The following is a 23,160-nucleotide window of genomic DNA, read 5'->3' on the forward strand; positions in this document are numbered from 1 at the left end:
TAAGTAGGTGGGTGGGAAAATTTATAACTATGTCATTGCGAACGTAGCAAAGCGAAGTGAAGCAATCACAAGGGTTTTGACTATTTTACATTTCGTTACATAGTTAGATTTATTTGAGCCAACCTACTTAGAGCAGATTGCAACTTGGTAAGATACAGATGATTTTAAGGGCACAGCATTGCTGTGCCCTTACCTATGTACTTCATTTACCTGAAAAACGCTGTAAGAATTTTTGAATTGTTATCGGGTTTCAGGCTTCGGCTTAGAAATAGATAACTATACGTCTTTTGTAAGAATCTAAAAGATGATTAAGCGGCTAAAGCGTTTTTTGTGGCTAGCTATTCCCATCATTATCGTCATTTCTATCTCACTGGGACTAATAGAAATATTGACGGCTCAACAGCCTGCAATTCTCCATCCTCTCACTTCGCTAACAGAGGCAGAAATTAATACAGCTGTTTCGGTCATTCAAAGAGAAAAAACTTTGAGCGAAATGGCAGCTTTTCCACTGATTGCTTTACAAGAACCAGATAAAGAAGAAGTTCTGAAATTTAAACCTGGCAAGACTTTCGGACGAAAAGCTTTTTTGGTAATCTATGAGCGATCGCAAAACAAAACCTTTGAGGGAATTGTCGATCTCACAAGCAAAACCTTAAATTCCTGGAAAGAACTACCCTCTGTTCAACCTGCGATCGTCAATCCAGAATATGAACTGGCTACTCAGGTAGTTAAAGCCGATCCTCGATGGCAAAAAGCGATGCTAAGGCGGGGAATTACCGATTTCGATCGAGTCAAAATTAGTTCATGGTCCCCAGGAATCTTGACTAAACAGGAAGAAACAGCAGGTAATCGTCTTTGCCGCAGCTTATCTTACTACCAGGGACAAAACTGGAACTATTACGGTAGTCCTATTGAAGGAGTGGTGGCAACTGTCAATTTGAATACAGGTAAAATTGTCAGTTTCATTGATAAGGAAAATGTACCTTTCTCTAAAGAAAACTGGAACTATGATATAAAATCTTTGGGCAAATTACTTTCAGCGCCTAAAGCATTAAAACTTCTCCAACCTAATGGTAAAAGTTTTGAGATCGAAGACAATCAAATTAGCTGGCAAGGTTGGAAGTTTCGGTATTTAATGCATCCCCGTAGTGGATTGGCATTGTATCAAGTGACATACGATGACGGGAAAAATGTCAGACCAGTTTTATACCGCGCTAGCCTATCGGAGATGGTAGTCCCTTACGGCGATCCAAATCCCACTTGGTCGTTTAGGAATGCATTTGATGTTGGGGAATATAATCTTGGTTTGCTAGCAAATACGATGGAGTTAGGTAAGGAAATTCCTGAAAACGGTTTGTTGCTGGATGCTGTATTTGCGAATGAGCAGGGAGAACCTTATAAGATACCAGGGGTTGTTGGTATTTATGAACGCGATCGCGGAATGCTGTGGAAACACTACGATTACAATACTCAGCGTAATGATGTTCGTCGCAGTCGAGAATTAGTCATATCGATGACTGCGGCTGTTGACAACTATGATTACAGCCTTAATTGGATTTTTCACCAAGATGGGACTTTGGAAGTCCAAAATGAACTAACAGGTATCGTCCTGGGGCAAGGAACGACAGCAGAAAAGGAATCTGAGGATAATTCCTATGGTCGGCTAATCGCTAAAAATATTTTTGGAGTAAATCACCAGCACTTTTTCAACTATCGCCTAGATTTTGATGTCGATGGTCAAGCTAATTCTGTGATGGAAATGAACGTGAAAGCTTTGCCGATGGATGATAAAAATCCATTAGGAAATGCGATCGCAGTTGCAGAAACCCCACTCACAAAAGAAACGGCTGCTGTACGCGATTTGGATATGAAAAGCAGTCGGGAATGGATGATTGTGAGTGCAGATAAGAAAAATCCGCTAGGGGTTGCACCTGGATATATGCTGATGCCTGGTGGAAATTCTGTATTTTTCCCAGTGGAAGGCTCGAAAATTCGTCAAAAGGCAGAATTTGCGACTCATCACGTCTGGGTGACAAAATATAAACCTAGTGAACTCTATGCTGGGGGAGATTATCCAAACCAAACTCAACCAGGACAGGGTTTACCAAAATATATTGCCGACGATGAACCCTTGATGGGTGAAGATATCGTGCTGTGGTACACAATGGGCGTAACTCATATTCCGCGATCGGAGGATTGGCCTGTGATGCCTGTTCACCCAGTTGGCTTTAAGCTAGTCCCTAGAGGATTCTTTAGCCGGAATCCAGCCATAAATTTACCTGAGTAAAATATTTGTTGGCTTAAGTTTCCTTCCTTCAGGTTTTTTGTCATGTCTAAAGGCGGTAACTTGAATGCTGATAAACTTGTATAGATCAAATACTGGCACTTGTTAAAGTAGGATATCTAATGAACTTTCCAGAAATTAATATTCCCGGTAATGGCAAGCTGCACGCTCGTTTAATTACTTCCTTGGGTGAAATTGTAGTTCGTTTGGAAGAAGAGCGAACCCCCAACACCGTCAAAAATTTTGTCGGTCTAGCAACCGGAACAATCGACTGGAAAGACCCTAAAACTGGTGAATCTGGTAAGGGAACTCCAGCTTACGATGGGGTTCGCTTTCACCGCGTCATCCCTGATTTTATGATTCAGTGTGGCGATCCTCTGAGTCGTTATCTAGATACAGCCAGCCGATGGGGTACTGGTGGCCCGGGATATCAATTTGAGGATGAGTTTCATCCTGAATTGAGACACACTGGTGCAGGTATCCTGTCAATGGCTAATGCCGGACGCGGTACTAATGGTTCGCAATGGTTCATTACAGAAGGGCCAACACCTCACCTTGACAACAAACACAGTGTTTTTGGTGAAGTTGTCCAAGGTCTAGATATAGTCAACAAGATCGCTAATGTGCCTACGACTAGAGATCGTCCGAATCAAGAAGTGGTGTTACAAAAAGTAGAAATTTTTCGGCAGTAATTAACACCTGTCTAGGTTAATTCATACTCTCCCGAATTTTCCCATTATTCTCTCGTTCCCATGCTCTGCATGGGAATGGCTGATTAGATGCTGGGCTTCCAGTGACAAAAAATGTACCTCTTATAAACTCCTTCTACTAATCTGCTACTTAAATAAAGAAAACAATTTACAGATTTTGTGTTATGAGTTAACCAAGTAATCCACTGACAACCATATTGAGATTTAAAGTGTAATCAATATATTTAAAAGTCTCTTCTAAAGGGTGTAAAGTGGTTTTCCAACCAAGTCCATCCGTTACCCAAATAAATTTATGACCTTGCCTTGATACAAAATCAAATAGTGTTTTGTATTCTCCGGCCGTAGATTTAAGTTTAGAACCGCCTCCGCTATAAAAATTAGCTTCTATTAGATAAAGATTATTTTGATTTTTAACTGCAAAATCAAAACGACGGTTTGATTTATCTACTTGAACATTAATATTCCATTGAGCCTGTATTTTTTGAGATGTAGCTTGTGGAATCAATAAAAAATTATTTTGTTGACATATTGTCCTAATCAAGTTTCCTAATATTATCTCCATCGTCATTCCACCACGGTTTTTTCTACCATTACTATCTAAGCCAACCTCTATACCCAGAACATAATCTGGTATGCTTTTGATATTTTTATTTTTGAATAATTCTAAAACTCCTGTGTTTTTAGTAAACTCTAAAATATCATTAATCTCTAGTTGAGATAATGAATCTTTTCTTTTAAAATTAAAAGATTTATATACAAAATCACCACTTGTATAATCAGTTAATATTTGAAAATTTGTAGTACGGCAAGCTATTAAAATTGGGATAGCGCTGACAATTTGAGGATGTTGTTGTAAAAGCAGCCCAAATTCATTTTCTATATCATTCTTTCCAACTAGATAGTTAAGTATATTTAAATTAATTTCTACATCATTAAATTTTCTTAAAACTTTTTCCCAGTCAACAAAATAGTTCCAGACACTTATAGAATCTGTCAGTGTATTTTGAAAATATTGGAAAACTTCAGTTTCATTTGAACAATTAAAATATGTTTGGAAAATGGAATTAAATCTCATAATGTTATTTAAGTTATTATCTAATAATTCATAATTAATAATTCATTAATTGAGTTTCGCTTTAACGCATTGCTATTAATATTGCGTGTGGCTCTAACCCTTTCTATTTTATAACCACCATAAGCATCCTCAAAAAAATTATCGTTTATATTTTCATTTTTAGGATCGGAGTTACTAAGCATGATTAATGCACCCTTATTATCTAGCTTATTAAAATAATCTCGTAACCTTAATTGTTCAGAATCATTAAATGACTGCTGTGAATAAGATGTAAACTTAGATGTGTTACTAATTGGTCTATAAGGAGGGTCAAAATAAACGAATGTTTGATCGTCAATAAAGCTTTCACATTCAGTAAAATCTCCATGACAAATTTTAGTATTCTGTAGAATTTTAGCAACAGATTTCAAGCTTTTAGGATCGTAAATACTCTGCTTTTTATATGTGCCTGCTGGAACATTAAAATCACCTTTAGAATTGACACGAAAAAGCCCATTAAAACAAGTTTTGTTCAAAAAAATAATTTGGGCAGTTCTTTCTAGCCATTCAAAATGGTAATTATCTAAGTTAAGAGATTTTTTTCGACTGTTAAAATGTGTTCTTGTTTGATAATAATATTTGCTTTTTTCACTTTCATCAAAAGACAAATATTTTGTTGTAATTTTATCTAAAATTTCAATCAAATCATCTACATGATATTGAATCGTCTTGTATGCTATGACTAATTCTGCATTTATATCAGAAATAAATAATTCTTGAATATCATATTTATGTGCTACGTAAAAAAACACTGCGCCACCTCCTATAAAAGGTTCGATATACCTTTTGATTGAGCCGTTAAATAATTCATTTGGAAAAAAATTATTGATTTGCTCGATTAACTGGCTTTTACCACCAGCCCATTTCAAAAAAGGCTTTGGAACTGTTGGAATCGTTGAGAGAGTCAGAACCATTAGCTTAACCTGTACAGATATAGTAAATTATTTTAATGTTAGTTCATACGTACTAAAAGCTTTTTTAGAATAGCATAAATTAATCTAATTACCCAAATTGAAAACAAATTTGCCGAAAAATTAAGATTTATTTAAATAAAACAACAACCAAGTTGTTAAAATCAGCAGCCAGATCCCAATCAGTAAGCGGGTTTGAGCGATACCTACACCGATGCACTCCAGATAAAACCTTACAACTCTTCACTTCATTAGGGATACAAGTTTTGAGACAATCAGAAACGATTTAATAATAATCAAGCACTTATAGTCCACTTTTATCGGACTCCGTGTTATTTCTGTTGAAAAGGGAGAACACAAACATGAAATTGGCTTACTGGATGTATGCAGGCCCAGCCCACATCGGCACTCTGCGAATCGCTAGCTCTTTTAAAAATGTCCATGCGATCATGCACGCCCCCATTGGCGATGACTACTTTAACGTCATGCGCTCCATGCTATCGCGGGAGAGGGATTTCACTCCAGTGACAACCAGTGTTGTTGACCGCAACGTTTTGGCGCGTGGTTCCCAAGAGAAGGTGGTAGATAACATTGTCCGCAAGGATGCTGAGGAACACCCCGATCTGATTGTGTTAACTCCCACTTGCACCTCCAGCATTTTGCAAGAAGACCTGCACAACTTTGTAGAACGGGCGCAGTTGGAAGCCAAAGGAGACGTAATGCTGGCGGATGTGAACCACTACCGCTACAACGAACTCCAAGCCGCCGATCGCACTTTGGATCAAATTGTCCAATATTACATTGAAAAAGCGCGGAAGCGGGGCGAATTAGCAGAGGGTAAAACTGCGAAGCCCTCGGTTAACATTATCGGTACTACCACCCTTGGTTTCCACAATAATCACGACTGCACCGAACTGAAACGGCTGATGGCTGACTTGGGAATTGAGGTAAATACCTTAATTCCTGAAGGTGCTTCGGTGAATGACTTGAAGAAGATGCCGAAAGCCTGGTTTAACCTCGTACCTTACCGCGAACTTGGTTTAACCACCGCTCGTTACCTAGAAGAACAATTTGGCACACCTTACATAGACATTACTCCGATGGGTGTAGTGGAAACTGCCCGTTGTATTCGCAAGATTCAGCAGGTAATTAATGCTCAAGGTGCAGAAGTTGACTATGAAAACTTCATTAATGAGCAAACCTTGCACGTATCTCAGGCTGCTTGGTTCTCCCGTTCCATTGACTGTCAAAACTTGACTGGCAAAAAAGCTGTGGTCTTTGGTGACAATACCCACGCCGCCGCCATTACCAAGATTCTGGCGCGAGAAATGGGGATTCATGTTGTTTGGGCTGGAACCTACTGCAAATATGATGCAGACTGGTTCCGCGAACAGGTGAGCGAGTATTGCGATGAAGTGCTAATCTCCGAAGATCATGGTGAAATTGGGGATGCGATCGCTCGTGTCGAACCCTCTGCCATTTTCGGCACCCAAATGGAACGCCACGTTGGTAAGCGCTTGGATATTCCCTGCGGCGTAATTGCTGCACCAATCCACGTCCAAAACTTCCCCATTGGTTACAAACCATTTATGGGTTACGAAGGCACGAATCAGATTACAGATTTGATCTATAATTCCTTCACTTTGGGAATGGAAGATCACCTGTTAGAAATCTTCGGCGGTCATGATACCAAAGAAGTTATTACTAGGGGAATTTCTGCTGATTCTGATTTGAATTGGACAAAAGATGGTCAAGCAGAATTGAATAAGATTCCGGGATTTGTTCGCGGTAAAGTGAAGCGAAATACTGAGAAATTTGCCCGCGATCGCGGTTTCAAAGAAATCAACGCTGAGGTATTGTACGCCGCGAAGGAAGCTGTTGGGGCGTAGATTGGGGGTTAATCGAGAAGATTAAGGGGTGAGGAGTTATGTATACTCTTTACCCCATTTTTTTGCTTTAGTGATAAAAATTAAATTATGAGATATTATAGATTTAATATTAATTTCTATATATTTTTTCAATAACTATTTAAAATAACTAAATTAAATATGAACGATGACAAAGCGGCATTATTTGCGGCACTGTGTCAGGCTGGTATTAAGCACAGTCCAGAAAAAGTTGTGCGGATTGCCAAGCAAGCTGATGGCAAAATCGTATTTTTAGAGGAGGGTAAAGCTGGTAGAAGAGGAAGAGGACTAGCACACATCTTAGAGAGACATCAAGAGGACTTTGCCAGACGTGGAATCTCCGAAAATGAAATCCCGGATGCTATTATGGCTGCTGTGACAAGAGGAAAGTTTCTTGGTTATCAAGGAACAATAGAACCTCGCCGGGAAATCTATGAAGTAATTTTTAATGGACAAACACAATACATAGCAGTGAGTATGGGCGATAATGGTTATATAGTCGGAGCTAATCCCGCCTCTTTACCATAATTTCACCTGAATAGCTATGACAGTAAAGATAAAACTAATGGCTGATTATGGGTGCGACCCTTTATGGTGGGCAGATACTGATAAAGTTGGTAATATCGACCCAGCAAAACTGCCCCTCAGTCAAGAAACCATTAGCCATCTGAGAAAATGGGCATCTGCTTACAATGCAACATTAAATTGGCAAGATCCTGCTAACTCTCCAGATTTGAGTGCAGAGGCTGAAGCGGCTTTTGAAGAAGAAGGAATTAGTCTTTGGAAGGAATTGCAAACAGAACTTGCACCTAATTATCAAGTTGTTTATTTCAGTGAGCCATTAGGCAAAGTTTTAACTCATGCTAGTGAATTAGAAGTTTTACGTTCTATTCAGCAATGATTTCACCTAACAGAATATAAATCTAGTGCAGCACCAATAAATTTAATTGCGATCGCGGTTTCAAAGAAATCAACGCTGAGGTATTGTACGCCGCGAAGGAAGCTGTAGGCGCGTAGATTGAGGATTAGCTAATTAAAACAGGGTATCCATAGGATACCCCGTTTTGTTTGTTTTTACTTGGAATATGCATTTACCATCATAGATTGTGAACGAGTTAATCTTGAATCTTGACTCTATGTTTTCAGTGTGATAAGACGGATATGTAATTCTGTATTATATTTTAATTATGATACAATTAATCGCAATTTTAATAATAATACTTTGTTTGCTTTTCTTTTTTCAGACATTTTTTTTCCTGCTTCAAATTATCTGGAACTTAATACTTGGAGTCTTTGAAATTATTTATAAATTAATATCACCATTTATCTCATGGTTTCCAAAAGCATTAACTTCTGAAAGCGCTTTTGATTTAGTAACTTCATGGACTATATTGTTGTTTTTTGGATTGATAATGTTAGTATTTATTTCTGCCTGTATTAACGAATATATTTTAAAAAAAATAAGAATAGGTATAAATCGCCGTAAATAGTAGATTTTTAATTCTTGTAATTTGTAAAAACATGAACTTAGATGTCGAAAGTATTTCCCATCTTGCACCAATTGCTTCTATTGTGAGTGCAGTAATAGCTCTACTAAGTTTTTTGATAGTAAATATTTTACTACCAGTAATAAGAAATTTTTTTAAAAAACCAAGACTATCTATTGATATAGAAAAATACTTATTAGTTAATAAAAACAATGATTATGCAGAATTTCAGATAGATATAATCCTGACATCTTCTAATGAAAAAATTTTTCTGACAGAATTATTTCTCTCATACAATCAATTTTTTTTAAATCGAAAAATCCAACTTGATAAAATAATGGTATGTAGTGATGACGATTATATAAAACTAATATGGGGTACAAATTTAATAGAGTATTGCAATAAACCTTCATTAGACACATCTAGTCTTAAGCAGTTTGTGAAAAAGTTTGGAAGGAATGTGAAAGATGTTGAAATAGATCGTGATTGTAGAAAAAAGCTTATATTTATCGGAGAAATGGATATATATAAGAAATCAGTTAGCAAAAATAATACTACTTTTAACAATTGGTATATAAATATTAAACATCAATCAGGAACTATTAGAAAGCAGTTAAATTGAAACGTGTAAGTTTATATGTTATTTTGTTAGATTTATAACACTCCCAAACTTAAAGAACGAGTTGTCATTCTTCAAAAATTACTACTCCCATCCCAGGAACATACTTAATAGGTAAACCCTTATCTAGTTCGCCGAGTTGCCAATCATAAGGTTCATAGCTACAAGCCAGTGTGCGTCTACGATTCCTGACAAAGCTTCTCTTCCAAGATGTTACCCTATAGCGATCGCTGCTGCAACCCCTCAAGCGATCGCACTCCGTAACGCAGAGATTTACTGATAAATCAAAATTAAAATCGAATAAATATCACAATACAAAATTATTACTTCGGGGATCTAATAGGCAGAATAACCCACTAGAGAGCGAACCGATGTGTCTCCCATAACGAAGTAAAAAAAGCATCATAAAAGCCTCGCAATATCTCTTATAGAAAAAAAGCAGATGCGTGCTAATCTTTTAATCTCATCGTCTTTCCTTCGGGTCTTTCCCTATGCATCTGCACTATTTACACCCCCAACACCTTGAGGAATTAGTCAAGAGTAGTGGTATAGACTTACACCTTGTACAACTCAATTTTAGGTCACTCCAAGGCGTAAACGCTTATGAGTACCTATTGATTTCTGAGCTACTCCCCCGCACCAATACCGGAATGGTGAAAGCTGGATGGTTGCAGCGTTATGCTCATATTACTGAAGGTGGTTGGTGGTGTTCGGGGCTAGACCCTTTGAATAATTGGCAGATGATGGAATGGGGATGCTTTAAGCCAAACCAACCCCGACAGAATCACAATGCTAAATCCATCAAATACGAGCATCCCCCTAGTACACCAACGCGGGTATTTTGTTTGCGGGTAACGCTGCAACTATGGCAGCAAGTTGCTGGACGTTACAATCTGGTTATGCCTGACAATATCACCATTACTGCTGATGGTGAAGCTAGAGGCTTTTGGCAATGGGTGATGCAACATAACATTCCCCTAATTCTTTGCGAGGGTGTAAAGAAAGCAGCAACGCTGTTGACACAAGGATATGCAGCTATTGCCATTCCTGGAATTACTAGTGGTTATCGGGTTGTAAAAGACGAATTTGGTAAAGTTACCCGTCGTCAGTTGATTCCCGACTTAGCAGCATTTGCAATTACAAAGCGTAGCTTTTATATTTGTTTTGATTTTGAAACTCAACCTAAAACAATTGCTGCTGTAAATAATGCTATTTCTCAACTTGGTTGTTTATTTCAGCAAGAAAATTGCTCTGTTAAAGTCATCGAACTTCCAGGAATCGAAAAAGGGGTTGATGAGTTTGTCGTTGCCAAAGGTGCAAACAGTTTCGAGAAAGTTTATCGCCAAAGTGTTGATTTAGAAATTTATCTTGCTCAAACCAAACCCCACACCGAGTTAACCATTCCTGCTGCTCTCACCTTGAATCGCCCTTATATAGGTGAAATTCCTTTCCCTACTTCTGGATTAGTAGGAGTCAAGTCTGCAAAAGGAACAGGTAAAACTACAGCACTCCAAAGCGTTGTTCAGCAAGCGAAAAATAGAAATCAACCCGTTTTATTAATTACTCACAGAATTTTACTCGGACGATTTTTGTGTGAAAAAATTGGTATTCAATGGGGAACGCATAAAGAAGATGGAGACAAAAGGATTGATAAAACACTTACTCCCGCTCCTCCCATCCTCCGCTCACTTTCTCCTCAGCAATCCCTTGGATTGTGCGTTGATTCAATTTGGAAACTTAACCCGGAAAATTGGCACGGGGCAATAGTCATTTTAGATGAAGTAGAACAATCTTTGTGGCATCTACTAAACAGTAATACTTGTAAACATAAACGTGTAAAAATATTAAAATTATTCCAGGAACTAATTTCCACAGTTTTAACAACTGGTGGATTAGTCATTGCCCAAGATGCTGATTTATCAGATGTATCGCTTGAATATTTACAGGGATTAGCAGGAATTAAATTAACGCCTTGGGTAGTTCTCAACCAGTGGAAACCTCAGCATGGTTGGGACGTAACTTTTTATGATTCGCCGAACCCAACACCGCTAATTCACCAACTAGAATTAGATTTACTTGCTGGACGTAAATGTTATGTCACTACCGATAGCCGGGCTGGACGTTACAGTTGTGAAACAATCGAACGTTATCTCAAAGAACGCTTACAAAAATTACGACGGCAATTTCCTAAAACCTTGGTAGTTAGTAGCCACACGACAAACACACCTGGCCATGCAGCCGTTGATTTTATTGCAGCAATTAATCAAAAAATCTCTGAATATGATGGCGTTTTTGTTACCCCTAGCCTTGGTACGGGAATTAGTATTGATGTCCAACATTTCGACCGAGTTTATGGCATTTTTCAAGGCGTAATTCCTGACTCGGAAGCAAGACAAGCATTAGCAAGAGTACGCGATGATGTACCGCGTGTTGTCTGGTGTGCGAAACGAGGTATTGGCTTAATTGGTAGCGGTAGTACAAATTATCGCTTGCTATCTGATTGGTATCAAGAAAACCAAAAAGAAAACTTAGCTTTGCTTAGTCCACTACATAAAATAGATGTGGATTTACCTTTAGTTCACGATCCGATTCATTTGCGAACTTGGGCTAAGTTATCTGCACGGGTAAATGCTTCTATCCGGCTCTATCGTCAATCGATGCAAGATGGTTTAATTGCCGATGGACATCAAATTCAGATGCGAAGTAATGCTGTTCACAATAATATTATTCGAGATTTACGTCTGGCATTTTTGGCAACTGATGCCGATGATTTAGCTACCCGCAGAAGATTAATTTTAGAAATTGTCAAAGTTCAAAAAGATTGGGCGCACAGTCGCCAAAAGGCTAAAGAGATTAAGCGTAAAATTAAGGATATTAAACAGCAAAATCAATTATCAGTAGCAATGGCTGTAGCTAATGCTAAAGATATCGATTATGTAGAATATGAGCAGCTATTAGTAAAGCATTCTCTAACTGATGCAGAGCGTAACCAAATTAATAAATATGTTCTCAGACAAAGGTATGGTGTAGAAGTCACTCCTTGGCTGAAATTGCAAGATGACCAAGGATATTATCGTCAACTGTTAATTCATTATTATCTAACTCATGAAAGCGAGTATTTTCATGTCAGAGATCAGCAAGAATGGCATCAGCAATTGTCTTGGGGTGAAGGGAAAGTTTTTCTACCAGATATAAAAACTTACACGCTTAAAGTTGAAGCGATGAGAGCTTTGGGAATGCTTCAGTTTCTCGAACCAGAACGAGAGTTTACCGAGAGGAATCCAGATTTAATAACGCTTAAAAATATTGTTTTTCAGCATAGTAAGCATATTAAAAGAGCGCTTGGTATTAACTTAGTCGGGGACAAAGAGCAGGTTTCGGCAATAAAAATACTCAGCCGACTCTTAAATTTGTTGGGCTTGAAACTTAAGCGGGTAAATGAGGTTTATCAAATTGACCTAGAAACGCTTTACGATGGCAGGGAGAAAATATTTGCAGTTTGGCATCAACGGGATGAGTTGATGCTGGCTCATGTTAAGAGTGTTGGCTATGAGTTGCCTGATTATTCTTCAGACTGGAAGTTTGAAATTATTCAAACCAAGCCTTATGCCGCAGTAGTCAAGGAAGAGGTAAGGGAGACGAATGCAGTCGGGGCTTATACCCACGATTGATTTAAGGCATCCAATCTTTAAGATTTGGTTGTTGCTCTGATAAGTAAAATTGCTTTAGAAAATAAAGATTGTGAGAACCTATCACAACCTTAACAAATGGAAGCGATCGCTATATTTATACTTATGAACAGTAACACTCTTCTTTGGGCGAGATTGATGTTTAGTTTCTTTTGTTATGTACTAGTTGGCTTCTTATTTGCCTTGACTCCACTTTGGGCTGACGCTTTTGGGATGAATGCGGCTCTAGCTAATGGCAAAGCTTTAGCTTTATCGAGAGCTAGTTTGATAGTTTTGGCTCTAACTTTGACTTGGAGTTTGGCTTGGAATCAGGTTGATGTTATGAGTTGGGCTGAAGGTTTTGGTTGGGCTTGGATCTTAAGTTGCGGTGTAGGTTTAGGTTTGGGTTTAGTTATGGGTGGGGGAATAACCTTGACTGTAATTTGGGCAATAGTAGTGGGTATAGCTTGGTCTGGTGCTTGGAGTTTGCTTGGAGCAAGAAATCAATTACTTTTGTCTTTTAACCAGTTTCATACTGTGCTAATTTTGGTGGGAACTGCAATTTTTGGCTTGGGTTTGGGAGGGTTCGGGCGTTTGATTATTTCACTAATGAGGGCTTAGACTTAGGCGATGTTTGACGACAAGACCGAAGTAAACGTCTCCAGCTTTGCGCTACGCGTCTACGCCTTACCATTAGTTATACAATTATCCCAATTTCTACTTTGCCTTCACCCGTGCTTGCTTCACCATCGCAATTAGAGTTTGATGAGCATCTTCTGCATCTGCTAAAACACGATCGAACTGAATACGAACTGGCACAGCTTCCCCATTAACTTGCGCTGTTAAATCCATACCTTGTGCATCAATTGACAGCATTTGTGCTGCACTCGCATTTGTTATACCACCAAAAGCTTTAGCATAAACCACTACGGCATCAGCATGATCGTCATTCATGTGCTGGCAGATGCGCGAACTAATCTCAGCAGAGAAATCGTTAGACATTGTTGAGGTAAAAAGTTAGAAATATAGCAATAGCTTAGATTCTAAGCTAAGGCGGGTGAAATTTGCTAATTTTCTTTCTGAGCAGTAAGAACTATGCGTATTCCTCTATGTTCATTATCAATAATATTTATTTCTGGAATAATAATTAAATTAAAATAAAACTTAGTTCAGTATTTTTACCTTCTATTACGGAAACCAGACAGCTTAAACTGTAGCAGAAGTATTAGCCAAACTATTGAAGCTAAGAGACAATGAGCGAAACTAGCCCCAGACGAATTGTTATTGGGGATGTACATGGACACTATGAAGGTTTGATGACTTTGTTGGAGGCGATCGCTCCTACGTCAGAGGATCAAATCTATTTTTTGGGAGACTTAATCGATCGCGGGCCTCATAGCTCACAAGTAGTTAATTTTGTCAAACGACATAACTACCCATGTTTGCTGGGAAATCATGAGCAGATGTTATTAAACATTCTGACTAATGAAAGAACTTCCTCCCCGACGATGCAAGCGTGGTTGTACAGTGGGGGGCAAGCTACCGTAGCCAGTTATCACGAGGCTTCAATCCCTGACGATCATCTGGATTGGTTCAAGAGTTTGCCAACATATCTCGACTTGGGCGATATTTGGTTAACTCATGCTGGTGTTGACCCTTCTAAGTCGGTTACAGAACAAACTGCCGAGGAACTCTGCTGGATACGAGAGGAATTTCACAGTATTGAAAAACCCTACTTTCCAGATAAGCTCATTATCATCGGTCACACCATTACCTTTACTCTGCCAGGTGTTTCTCCTGGTAAATTGGCACAAGGACAGGGATGGCTAGACATAGATACTGGCGCTTATCATCCCCGGAGTGGCTGGTTGACTGGACTGGATGTGACAAATAACCTGGTTTATCAAGTAAACATTTTTAAAGACTATATCCGTACCCTCCCTTTAGAAGAAGTTGTAATTACCGTTAATCCAGCCAAAATCAAAGTCGATCGCCGCAATCGGAATTGAATAATATTCGAGATGAGGCGGAGGGAAAATGTGGAAGATGAAGGAGACAAGGGAATAAGCAATGCCCAATTCCCAATTCCTAATTCCCTCAAGACCTTGCTAATGGTCGAATATTAGCTTTATAACTAGCATTATCCAAGCCATAAGTTCCATTACTAGGTTGAGAGTTAATTGCACTTCTGAGGGCATTAATGCGATCGCTAGTTCCGGGGTGGGTACTCAAAAATGTCGGTGCAGAACCACCCTTATTCAGCAGCTTTTTCATAAACGAAACCATTGCAGACTGGGCGTAACCAGTCCGTGTCAAAGTTCGTAGTCCTCTTTGATCGGCTTCAAATTCATTGTTACGACTGCGGGGCAAGTCTCGCGCTAACTGGACACCAATTTGAACCGCCGTACTCCTGTCTAAGCCTGCTGCTGTTAATAGACCACTTTCCAGGGCTTTTTGCTGCATCTGTTTGACTACGTGTTTCCCGCCAATATGACCAATTTCGTGGGCGAGGACGCTAGCTAGTTCCGCTTCATTATCTGCGGTTTTCAACAAACCAGTGTGGACATAGACATAGCCACCCAAGGTAGCAAAAGCATTAATGCTGTCATCCTCAACTATTTGGAAAGTATAAGGAAGATTGGGGCGATCGCTATTGGCTGCTAAACGCCGGCCAACTTGTTCCACATAGCGATTAACTTCAGGATTGCGGTTAAGTCGGACTTGACTGCCAACTAATTCCTGATTAATCTGCTTACCAAGATCGACTTCTTGGTTAGGGGATATATTAGAAAGCTGAAATGCCTGAAATCCTTGGAGTAGAAGAGGCAAAAAATCTAAAGCTCTTCCAGGCATGGGTGTACTCAGGCACAGGCTCAGGGCAACTACCACTGAAATTAAAGGATAAAACCAGCTACGCCGCCACATCCGGTAATTTGCAACAAAAATTTTCCAATTGAACATAATAAGCTCTGAATATTATTTTGGGAGGACATAAAATAATCGGACAAATTATGAGACGGATTTAGAGTATTCTAAGTTGCATTCTTAACTCAAAAGCAAATAAGTTGCGATACAACCAATGCTTAAGCAAATCTACCGAATTGTGGGCGGCTAGAGATTCCCTCTAGAGATAGGCTTAAACACTAGATATTACTTTCTGGGTGCATCAGTCTGAACGGGCAAAAGTTTGAGGGTTAGCTGCCACCCCTGCGAACTTACGAAACTCGTGATAAACTGTCGCATAATCGAAACGCGCAGCCGCTTTGAGTTATTACCAGATAGGGAAAATTGCCATTCCCATCGAAAGGCTTCTTGCTACAATCAATTACTTCGCTATTACCTCGGAAAACTTTTTATGGCTATTTTAGATTCAAAAGGTCGTTTGTTCGGCAAAATTAATCTCCTAGATTTAGGTGCTGCACTAGTAATTTTGCTAGTTATATTTGGCATCTTTATCTTTCCTGGTACTTCTGGTTCTGTTGCCCAAGTTGGCGCGAAAACAGTACCCATAGAAGTAGACTTAGTAGTTCGTGGTTTGAATGTTCGCGACCCCGAACAATTATTCAAGAATGGATTAAAAAAAGGCGGAAAAACTAATGTAATTATCCGCAATCAACCCCACGGAGAAATTGAAATTAAATCCATTCAACAGCTACCTAGAACAGTGAATGTTTCCCAACCTGATGGCACTGTGAAAGAATTACCAGATCCCAAAATCAATAATTTTAGTGCAGATTTTATTTTGACTTTAGATGGCAAAGCCCAGCTTACCGACAATGGCCCAGTTATAGGTAACAGTAAAGTTAAAATTGGAATGCCATTTGAGTTAGAAGGTTTTAATTACAACTTCAATGCAACTGTTATTGATATCAGATTAAAAGACAAATAGCATTCTAGTTTTTGTCTTCATAAAAAATACTGATAAACCGAATTTTCCGTTATCTAAAAGGCTTCGGTTTATCAGATGAATCAATGCAGATTATAACTACTTAGCCGCTTTCACTTGAAACATTAAATACGTCCCTCCTAACCCTTCTACAATTGTGCGTGTATTGGCAATCATCATTTTCTGATAAGTTTCAGCTTCGCTTCCTGGTTCACCAAGTCCCTCAGTGTATAACTTTCTAGCAGAAATTTTTACTGAAGCTTCTCTGGCTACAGATTTAAGTGAATTTGGGTGAATTGCTGCTTCAGTAAAAATTGTTGAGACTTTAGATTGTTGAATATTTGTAACCAAATTTTTCTCTTTTACACCTGTTAGGTTTTCGCCAGTACTAATACCTTGTAATCCCCCTGTTAAGGGAATACCGTATGCCTTGGCGTAATAAATCAGTGCATCAGAGGTTGTAGCTAACTTGCGTTCTTTGGGAGGAATACTGGCAATTCTTGACTTAATCCAACTATCTAATTGAGTTAGTTCATTTGTGACTTTTTTAGTATTGCTAGTATAAGTATCAGCATCTCTAGATTCTAGTTTTTTCAGGTTACTATTAATTACCTCTACCATCCTGATAGCATTCTTGGTATTATGCCAAACATGAGGTTCAATTACATTCTTGATACCTTTTTGAAATTGTTGTGGTTTAGACATTGCAAGTTGACCAACAGCTATTTTGGGTACAGGGTTTTTAGTCGCTTTAATTAATTTGATGAGATTTGGTTCTAAATTATAGCCACTATAGAGAATAAGATTAGCTTGCTCAATGGCTCTACGATCTTCCGGCTTTGGTTTATAAACATGAGGATCGGCACTAGGATCAATTAAGCAGGTGAGGTTAACTGTATTCCCCGCAACTTGTCTGGTTAAGTCACATAATATACTTGTTGTTGCTACGACTTTGGGAAGATTCTCATTTACCTGGGTATCAGTTTGAGTAAATGTAGTTCTTGCAGCTTGATTTCCACACCCAAAAAATCCAATCGTCAAAGCAAGAAAAATGACTCTGAAGGAATTAGTTGATAGTAATTTTTTTGACATCCTCACCTCATACTGGATATATAAAAAAATAATCATTATCAGTAACAGATTAGTGAAATATCAGGGGTAAGCCTTCAACAAGGAAGAAGTTAAAGTTTAAGGCAAGAGGGGCAAGCTTTCGGCTAGGAAAATTGTATAAGGTGAAGAGGAATTAATAGACTCTCTCCTTTCACACTTTCTTTTTACCCAGCGCACATTCAGCAATTTGTGCTTAGTGAAGCAATAGTGCGGTTTGATAGGCAAAATGTTAGTTAATTTCACGCGACAGACTGGAAAACTGGTAGAGCTAATAGCACAATAATAAAAGCGATGCTGGGAAGCCTCCGGTAAGGAGTGGAATGTTGTTCTCTCACCGAAATTAAAGGGGCTGTGCCATTGCGCTTACTGCCGCAAAGATCGCAAATTGACTGGGATTATCAAGTTAATGTATGGAATGTAGTAACGCTGGGGCTTATTGAGCATACGGGTTGATTTCGCAAACCGAGTCGTGAATCTAAGGCAATTGTAGCTGTGGTTTTGTGAGGTGTGAGCATATAGTTGTTACAAAATTTGCGAATTGGCGATTTTTTGATTCATGCCCAAAAAATCTAAAATATAAAATTCGTAGTCAAGTATATAGAAAAATTCCTCAAAGCTGATATTGGTGAAGATAAACAATGGTGATTTTAGTTATCCTCGTTAATACCCTCATTTCGCTAATACTACTCTATGTGGCTTGGCGGATGTGGCAACTTAAGCAGCAGCTAGCATACATAGCAGATAGATTAACTGTCTATGAAATTTGTACCCATAGAGCCTTGAATCAAGCACCCGAAAATATTTATCTCAGCCAGGAGAATATTTATCAGTTCCGGCAGAAAAATCAAGGGCTACAAATACAAATCCAACAAGTGCGGCAAATTATCAGTCTACTTTTGCAAGGGCAGCAAATCTGGCAGCGTTATTTTCGGAGGCGACAGTTAATATCCGGGAAAAGAACTGTTGCAAAATGAGTTATATCAAGTTCACATGAACATTTATAATTAGGTCTGACACGAGGGCGTAAAGATCGGGTGGCATAGGGAGGGAAGCAGGAAGTTTTTAATTATAAGTAACTAATGGTTTTAATATTTAATGAATAAAAGCAACATTTTTGGCTGATATTTTGTCACGATAGATTAACTGAATAAAATCGGTGGAGTCTTGCAAGGAGAGAAAACCCACCTAAAATAGGTGTAAGGAGAGAAACAACAACATGTCTAATAACCGTTCTGGAGTATTTATTGGCGGTTTTATGCTGGGAGCTACCATCGGTGCGTTAACCGGTTTGCTCGTGGCTCCACGCACAGGGCGCGAAACGCGTAAAATTTTGAAAAAATCTGCTGATGCTATCCCAGAATTAGCAGAAGATTTATCAACGAGTGTGCAAATCCAAGCAGATCGTCTTTCTGCCAGCGCACTAAGGAATTGGGATGAGACTTTAGATCGATTACGGGAAGCGATCGCAGCAGGTGTAGATGCCACTCAGAAGGAAAGCCAAATCTTAAAGCGGCAAACATCTGCTGAAAACTCAGATTATCTTCCCCAGCAATTAGAACGCTCATAAATGACATTATCGTGATTGACCCCCTGTTTTGGTTGGGACTCTCCTTACTTTTAGTCGCCACAAGCTTGACTGCGGTTTTAGTGGCGGCAATACCGGCTTTGCAAGAGTTAGCACGCGCGGCTCGCAGTGCAGAAAAGCTATTTGATACCCTCTCACGGGAGTTACCGCCCACTCTAGAAGCTATTCGTGTGACTGGTTTGGAAATCACTGACTTAACTGATGATGTCAGTGAAGGTGTAAAAAGTGCCAGTCAAGTAGCTAAACAAGTCGATCAAAGTCTTGATAGTGCAAGGATTCAGGCTCAAAATCTGCAAGTAGGCACACGTAGTATCTTTGTTGGCGCAAAAGCTGCTTGGAGAAACTTCACCCGCCAGAAACCCACGAGGCGAAATAGCGATCGCTTGCCAAACAATGAACAACCACCACTAACGTTGCGAGAACGAGAAATGCTCAGGCAAGAAAATCGCCGGATAAAAACGGAACTATATCGCACTCATGAGGGTTACAACGACGCTGCTAACTGGGAAAGCAATTTTGATGACGAAGATTGAATTCATTGGGAATGGGAAGATCGAGGAGAAATAAGCGATCCCCAATGCCCGATTACCAAAAACGCTTTGCTTTGATCCCTTACATTAGAGTAAAGTAAACAAGTGTAAAGAACTATCATTTTTCCCGTACTCTTTTACAACAACTTGTTCGCTTCTACCGTTGATATTTGTATAAAAACGTCCATGCAATCTTGTTTTTGGCGAAGAATTCTCGTATCTATTGCAGTATTTTTCCTGGCTGGGTCAATTTGGGTGATGCATTCTCCGCCAGCACTGGCTTATGACAATCCTGAGTTACTCCCTGACACCTTTACTCCAGTTGTAGACTTAGCTAAATCTCTGCCTGTGCTGCAAGAAGAAAAGCTTGTCAAAGATTTAGAACAGTTTGAAGCCGATACGGGCTGGAAACTGCGAGTATTGACCCAGTATGACCGCACCCCAGGTCGGGCAGTTATAAAATATTGGGGTTTGGATGACAAAAGCATTCTACTAGTTGCCGATTCTCGTGGCGGTAACATCCTCAGTTTTAGCGTCGGTGATGCTGTTTATAAATTTTTACCCAGAACATTCTGGATAGAACTGCAAACCCGCTTCGGTAATTTGTACTTTGTCCGCGAACAAGGCGAAGACCAAGCGATTCTGCAAGCTTTAGAATCCGTTAAAGGCTGTTTGCTCAAAGGTGGTTGCAATGTTGTTCCCGGATTGCCACGAGAGCAATGGATTCTCACCTTGATTACCTCAGTCATTGGTGGGATAATCTGTGGATTTGCAGCCCAACCCCGCGAGAAAGGACAAGTTTTTGCTTGGCAATGGGCTTTAATTTTCTCACCTTTGTGGGGAATCCTATTTATCGCCTTTGGTATTGGGCCAGTGGTGACGCGCACAAGCGACTGGCTACCTCTAGTTCGCAATATCTCTGGCTTTATTATCGGTGTTTTGGTTGCCTACCTATCTCCTATTTTCAGTCGGCCTTCTTCTAGTAATGAGTTATGAGTGCTGAGTTAGAAGTTATGAGTTTTTAATTAACTTATAACTCCTAACTCCTAAATGCCTGAAGCTGATAAGCTGAAAGCTAATATTTAAGAAGCTCAACAAAAATGGAATGGCACGTAACTGATGCTCAAAGTTTAGCAATCATTGATAATGAAATTGAAAATCATGTTCTTTCACCCGCAGAATACGAGATTGTGCGTCGGGTAATATACTCTACAGCTGACTTTGAGTATAAGTCTTTGATTCGTTTCTCTGAGCGTGCCTTGCAAGCAGGAGCGGCAGCACTAGCCGCCCGTACCACGATTGTGGTAGATGTGCCGATGGTACAAGTAGGTATTGCCTACGAAATTCAAAACACCTTTGCTAATCCGGTGTATTGCAGCATGGAAGCTTTGACACGACCTCAAAAAGAAAAAACTCGGGCAGCTTGGGGAATCGAAACCTTAGCAAAGCGTTATCCAGAGGGCATTTTTGTAGTAGGTCAAGCGCAAACAGCACTAACAGCACTAGTAGATTTAATTGAAGCTGAAGAAATTAGACCTGCTTTGATAATTGCGACTCCAGTGGGATTTGTTGATGTTGATGAAGCGAAGGGGCGTTTACAAGACTCCCTAGTGCCTCATATTACCATTGAGAGTCGCAAAGGTAATGCAGTTGTAGCAGCTGCGATCGTTGATGGATTGGTAGACTTGGCTTGGCAAGCCTATGGACAAGATAGAAATCGGGGAAATTAGGAAAGTCGATTATATTGTACTCTTTATGGAAAATAGTATTTAAAATTACTGAAGATCCTGATATTTTTGTTAAGTAGTGCCGAGAAAGGAGCCTTTTCTTGTGGTAATTCAAGGTTTCAGATTAAGCGCATATCTTGCAATTCCCGTGGTGTTGAGTTTTTTGGTTGAGGGAGACAAGATAAAAGTATCTTCAATTGAAAACCTTCGCCAGGTATCCACTAACAAGGAAATTATCCTACCCAGTCGTGAGCTAATCAGCACTAAGACGAGTCCGAAAACATACTATGTTAGTGGTAATGGAAACGACAAAAATAGCGGACTCTCCACTTCATCCGCTTTTAGGACAATTCAAAGGGCAGCAAATCTGACTAACCCTGGCGATACAGTATTGATTATGAACGGAGTATACACAAATTCCGCTCAAGCTGGGAGTGCAGTAACTATTCAACGTTCTGGAACTGCAAAATCATGGATTAGGTATAAAGCATATCCTGGTCATTTTCCAAAAATTCAACATAATACATGGAACGGTATTCTGATTTCAAAGGGAGCTTCATATATCGAACTCAATGGGCTGGAGGTGATAGGGAACAATGCCAACATCACCCTTGATTATGCATTAAGTCAGAAGACTAATAGATCGAATCGGTTTACAAGCGGAAACTGCATAAACATTGACGGACGAACCAATGGTCATGTTCATCACATAAATATTGTGAACAACAAAGTGCATGGCTGTGGAGGAACAGGTATCGCAGTAATTGAGGCTGATTATGTGAAGGTGGATAAGAATACTGTATTCGATAATGCCTGGTATGGTGTTTATGGTGGTAGTGGTATCTCAATGTTGCACAATTGGAATTCTGACAGCAACCGGGGATACAAGATGTTTGTTACCAACAACAAGACCTATAACAATCGCATGTACATCCCTTGGATTGAAGTCGGTAGGATCACAGATGGTAATGGCATTATTATCGATGGTTCCAGGAATGAGCGACAAGACTCAAAGTTGGATGCATATATAGGGCGTACTTTAGTTAAAAACAATCTTGCATTTAATAATGGTGGTTCAGGCATTCATTCATTTTTAAGCGATCGTATTGATATTGTAAATAACACGGCTGTTTTAAATAATCAGAGTCCAGAAATTAAGGGAGGACAGATATTTGCCCATACCTCATCTGATGTCAGAATTCTAAATAATATTCTCTATGCTTTTCCTGGTAAGGATATTAACGTTAACACTAAAAATCAAAATGTTGTTTATGACTATAATATCTATATCAATACTTCTAAGATAAGTGTTAAAGGGCCTCACGATATTGTTGCAGATTCCAATTTCTTAAAAAAGTATCCCACTCTAGAGAAAACATCTCGCGATTGGAAATCGCGGCTAGATAAACAAAACCCGCCAACACGGATGTATGTAGAGCCGAAGTCAGCAGGTTTTGTTTGCGGGACAGTCACCTATCGTTTGAAAGGGAAGCTTATAAAGGTGGGATGCTCTCTGTAAAATACGGACATCGTTTGGTCAACTATCCATACAGCAGTTTGGTTTTTAAATGGGTACAAAACGTAGGACTCAAAATCACAGATAAAAAGTTTCTATCATCTGC

At 39.3% G+C, this 23,160-nt stretch carries 22 protein-coding genes; 16 read left to right on the plus strand and 6 right to left on the minus strand.

Translation table 11 applies throughout. The features are described from left to right. Nucleotides 1-304: 304 nt before the first annotated feature. Both CDG77_RS16250 and CDG77_RS16255 read left to right on the plus strand, forming a co-directional pair. Nucleotides 305-2,287, plus strand: coding sequence for a primary-amine oxidase (locus CDG77_RS16250; protein ID WP_094330387.1), 1,983 nt, complete (start codon nucleotides 305-307; stop codon nucleotides 2,285-2,287). A 119-nt stretch (nucleotides 2,288-2,406) separates the two neighbouring features. Beyond that, nucleotides 2,407-2,976: a peptidylprolyl isomerase gene (locus CDG77_RS16255; RefSeq protein WP_094330388.1), complete on the plus strand. Its 570-nt coding sequence runs from the start codon at nucleotides 2,407-2,409 to the stop codon at nucleotides 2,974-2,976. Between the two features lie 187 nt (nucleotides 2,977-3,163). Here CDG77_RS16255 and CDG77_RS16260 read toward each other — a convergent pair whose 3' ends face one another. Then, on the minus strand, nucleotides 3,164-4,069 hold the full coding sequence (locus CDG77_RS16260) for a type II restriction endonuclease (RefSeq protein ID WP_094330389.1): 906 nt from the start codon (nucleotides 4,067-4,069) through the stop codon (nucleotides 3,164-3,166). Nucleotides 4,070-4,089: 20 nt separating this feature from the next. Then, nucleotides 4,090-5,022, minus strand: coding sequence for a DNA adenine methylase (locus CDG77_RS16265; protein WP_094330390.1), 933 nt, complete (start codon nucleotides 5,020-5,022; stop codon nucleotides 4,090-4,092). Between the two features lie 359 nt (nucleotides 5,023-5,381). Between CDG77_RS16265 and bchB the strand changes: the two genes are divergently transcribed. The 4 genes from bchB (at nucleotide 5,382) to CDG77_RS16285 (ending at nucleotide 9,035) form a co-directional block, all read left to right on the plus strand. After that, on the plus strand, nucleotides 5,382-6,908 hold the full coding sequence (bchB, locus tag CDG77_RS16270) for a ferredoxin:protochlorophyllide reductase (ATP-dependent) subunit B (protein WP_094330391.1): 1,527 nt from the start codon (nucleotides 5,382-5,384) through the stop codon (nucleotides 6,906-6,908). A gap of 159 nt (nucleotides 6,909-7,067) precedes the next feature. Beyond that, entirely contained in the window at nucleotides 7,068-7,454 is a 387-nt protein-coding gene (locus tag CDG77_RS16275) for a hypothetical protein (protein ID WP_094330392.1), read from the plus strand. A gap of 16 nt (nucleotides 7,455-7,470) precedes the next feature. Beyond that, complete coding sequence (locus tag CDG77_RS16280) at nucleotides 7,471-7,827, plus strand: hypothetical protein (protein WP_094330393.1); 357 nt, start codon at nucleotides 7,471-7,473, stop codon at nucleotides 7,825-7,827. A 620-nt stretch (nucleotides 7,828-8,447) separates the two neighbouring features. After that, complete coding sequence (locus CDG77_RS16285; RefSeq protein ID WP_094330394.1) at nucleotides 8,448-9,035, plus strand: hypothetical protein; 588 nt, start codon at nucleotides 8,448-8,450, stop codon at nucleotides 9,033-9,035. Nucleotides 9,036-9,099: 64 nt separating this feature from the next. Here CDG77_RS16285 and CDG77_RS35510 read toward each other — a convergent pair whose 3' ends face one another. Continuing rightward, on the minus strand, nucleotides 9,100-9,279 hold the full coding sequence (locus CDG77_RS35510) for a hypothetical protein (RefSeq protein WP_143857038.1): 180 nt from the start codon (nucleotides 9,277-9,279) through the stop codon (nucleotides 9,100-9,102). 244 nt (nucleotides 9,280-9,523) lie between these two features. On the opposite strand from CDG77_RS35510, the gene CDG77_RS16290 reads away from it, so the two are divergent. Then, nucleotides 9,524-12,703 carry a plasmid replication protein, CyRepA1 family gene (locus CDG77_RS16290; RefSeq protein ID WP_094330395.1) on the plus strand — a complete coding sequence of 1,060 codons (3,180 nt, stop codon included), beginning with the start codon at nucleotides 9,524-9,526 and terminating at the stop codon, nucleotides 12,701-12,703. A 123-nt stretch (nucleotides 12,704-12,826) separates the two neighbouring features. Beyond that, nucleotides 12,827-13,321, plus strand: coding sequence for a hypothetical protein (locus CDG77_RS16295; RefSeq protein WP_143857039.1), 495 nt, complete (start codon nucleotides 12,827-12,829; stop codon nucleotides 13,319-13,321). 96 nt (nucleotides 13,322-13,417) lie between these two features. Here the strand turns inward: CDG77_RS16295 and CDG77_RS16300 are convergent, their stop codons facing one another. Beyond that, nucleotides 13,418-13,702, minus strand: a complete 285-nt coding sequence (locus CDG77_RS16300; protein WP_094330397.1) for a DUF2470 domain-containing protein — start codon at nucleotides 13,700-13,702, stop codon at nucleotides 13,418-13,420. 251 nt (nucleotides 13,703-13,953) lie between these two features. On the opposite strand from CDG77_RS16300, the gene CDG77_RS16305 reads away from it, so the two are divergent. Next, on the plus strand, nucleotides 13,954-14,709 hold the full coding sequence (locus CDG77_RS16305) for a metallophosphoesterase family protein (RefSeq protein ID WP_094330398.1): 756 nt from the start codon (nucleotides 13,954-13,956) through the stop codon (nucleotides 14,707-14,709). An 88-nt stretch (nucleotides 14,710-14,797) separates the two neighbouring features. On the opposite strand, the gene CDG77_RS16310 is transcribed toward CDG77_RS16305, so the two are convergent. Continuing rightward, the gene (locus CDG77_RS16310) at nucleotides 14,798-15,661 is read right to left on the minus strand and encodes a M48 family metallopeptidase (RefSeq protein WP_094330399.1); all 864 of its coding nucleotides are present in this window, start codon (nucleotides 15,659-15,661) and stop codon (nucleotides 14,798-14,800) included. A 394-nt stretch (nucleotides 15,662-16,055) separates the two neighbouring features. On the opposite strand from CDG77_RS16310, the gene CDG77_RS16315 reads away from it, so the two are divergent. Then, nucleotides 16,056-16,589 (plus strand): DUF4330 domain-containing protein, encoded by a 534-nt coding sequence (locus CDG77_RS16315; protein ID WP_094330400.1) that lies wholly within the window; start codon nucleotides 16,056-16,058, stop codon nucleotides 16,587-16,589. A 96-nt stretch (nucleotides 16,590-16,685) separates the two neighbouring features. Here CDG77_RS16315 and CDG77_RS16320 read toward each other — a convergent pair whose 3' ends face one another. Then, nucleotides 16,686-17,678, minus strand: a complete 993-nt coding sequence (locus CDG77_RS16320; protein ID WP_094330401.1) for a metal ABC transporter solute-binding protein, Zn/Mn family — start codon at nucleotides 17,676-17,678, stop codon at nucleotides 16,686-16,688. Between the two features lie 656 nt (nucleotides 17,679-18,334). Between CDG77_RS16320 and CDG77_RS16325 the strand changes: the two genes are divergently transcribed. The 6 genes from CDG77_RS16325 to CDG77_RS16350 all read left to right on the plus strand — a co-directional run bounded on the left by CDG77_RS16325 (nucleotide 18,335) and on the right by CDG77_RS16350 (nucleotide 23,057). Next, nucleotides 18,335-18,670 carry a hypothetical protein gene (locus CDG77_RS16325; RefSeq protein ID WP_094330402.1) on the plus strand — a complete coding sequence of 112 codons (336 nt, stop codon included), beginning with the start codon at nucleotides 18,335-18,337 and terminating at the stop codon, nucleotides 18,668-18,670. A gap of 242 nt (nucleotides 18,671-18,912) precedes the next feature. Next, on the plus strand, nucleotides 18,913-19,263 hold the full coding sequence (locus tag CDG77_RS16330; RefSeq protein WP_094330403.1) for a YtxH domain-containing protein: 351 nt from the start codon (nucleotides 18,913-18,915) through the stop codon (nucleotides 19,261-19,263). An 11-nt stretch (nucleotides 19,264-19,274) separates the two neighbouring features. After that, nucleotides 19,275-19,814, plus strand: a complete 540-nt coding sequence (locus CDG77_RS16335; RefSeq protein WP_094330404.1) for a hypothetical protein — start codon at nucleotides 19,275-19,277, stop codon at nucleotides 19,812-19,814. 183 nt (nucleotides 19,815-19,997) lie between these two features. Then, nucleotides 19,998-20,807 (plus strand): TPM domain-containing protein, encoded by an 810-nt coding sequence (locus CDG77_RS16340; protein ID WP_094330405.1) that lies wholly within the window; start codon nucleotides 19,998-20,000, stop codon nucleotides 20,805-20,807. Between the two features lie 104 nt (nucleotides 20,808-20,911). Further along, complete coding sequence (locus CDG77_RS16345) at nucleotides 20,912-21,541, plus strand: precorrin-8X methylmutase (RefSeq protein WP_094330406.1); 630 nt, start codon at nucleotides 20,912-20,914, stop codon at nucleotides 21,539-21,541. A 100-nt stretch (nucleotides 21,542-21,641) separates the two neighbouring features. Then, a complete protein-coding gene (locus tag CDG77_RS16350) occupies nucleotides 21,642-23,057 on the plus strand; it encodes a right-handed parallel beta-helix repeat-containing protein (RefSeq protein ID WP_094330407.1) in 1,416 nt (471 codons plus the stop codon). Nucleotides 23,058-23,160 lie beyond the last annotated feature (103 nt).

Origin of the sequence: Nostoc sp. 'Peltigera membranacea cyanobiont' 213 (genome assembly GCF_002245975.1) — a bacterium.
Taxonomy (GTDB): Bacteria; Cyanobacteriota; Cyanobacteriia; order Cyanobacteriales; family Nostocaceae; genus Nostoc.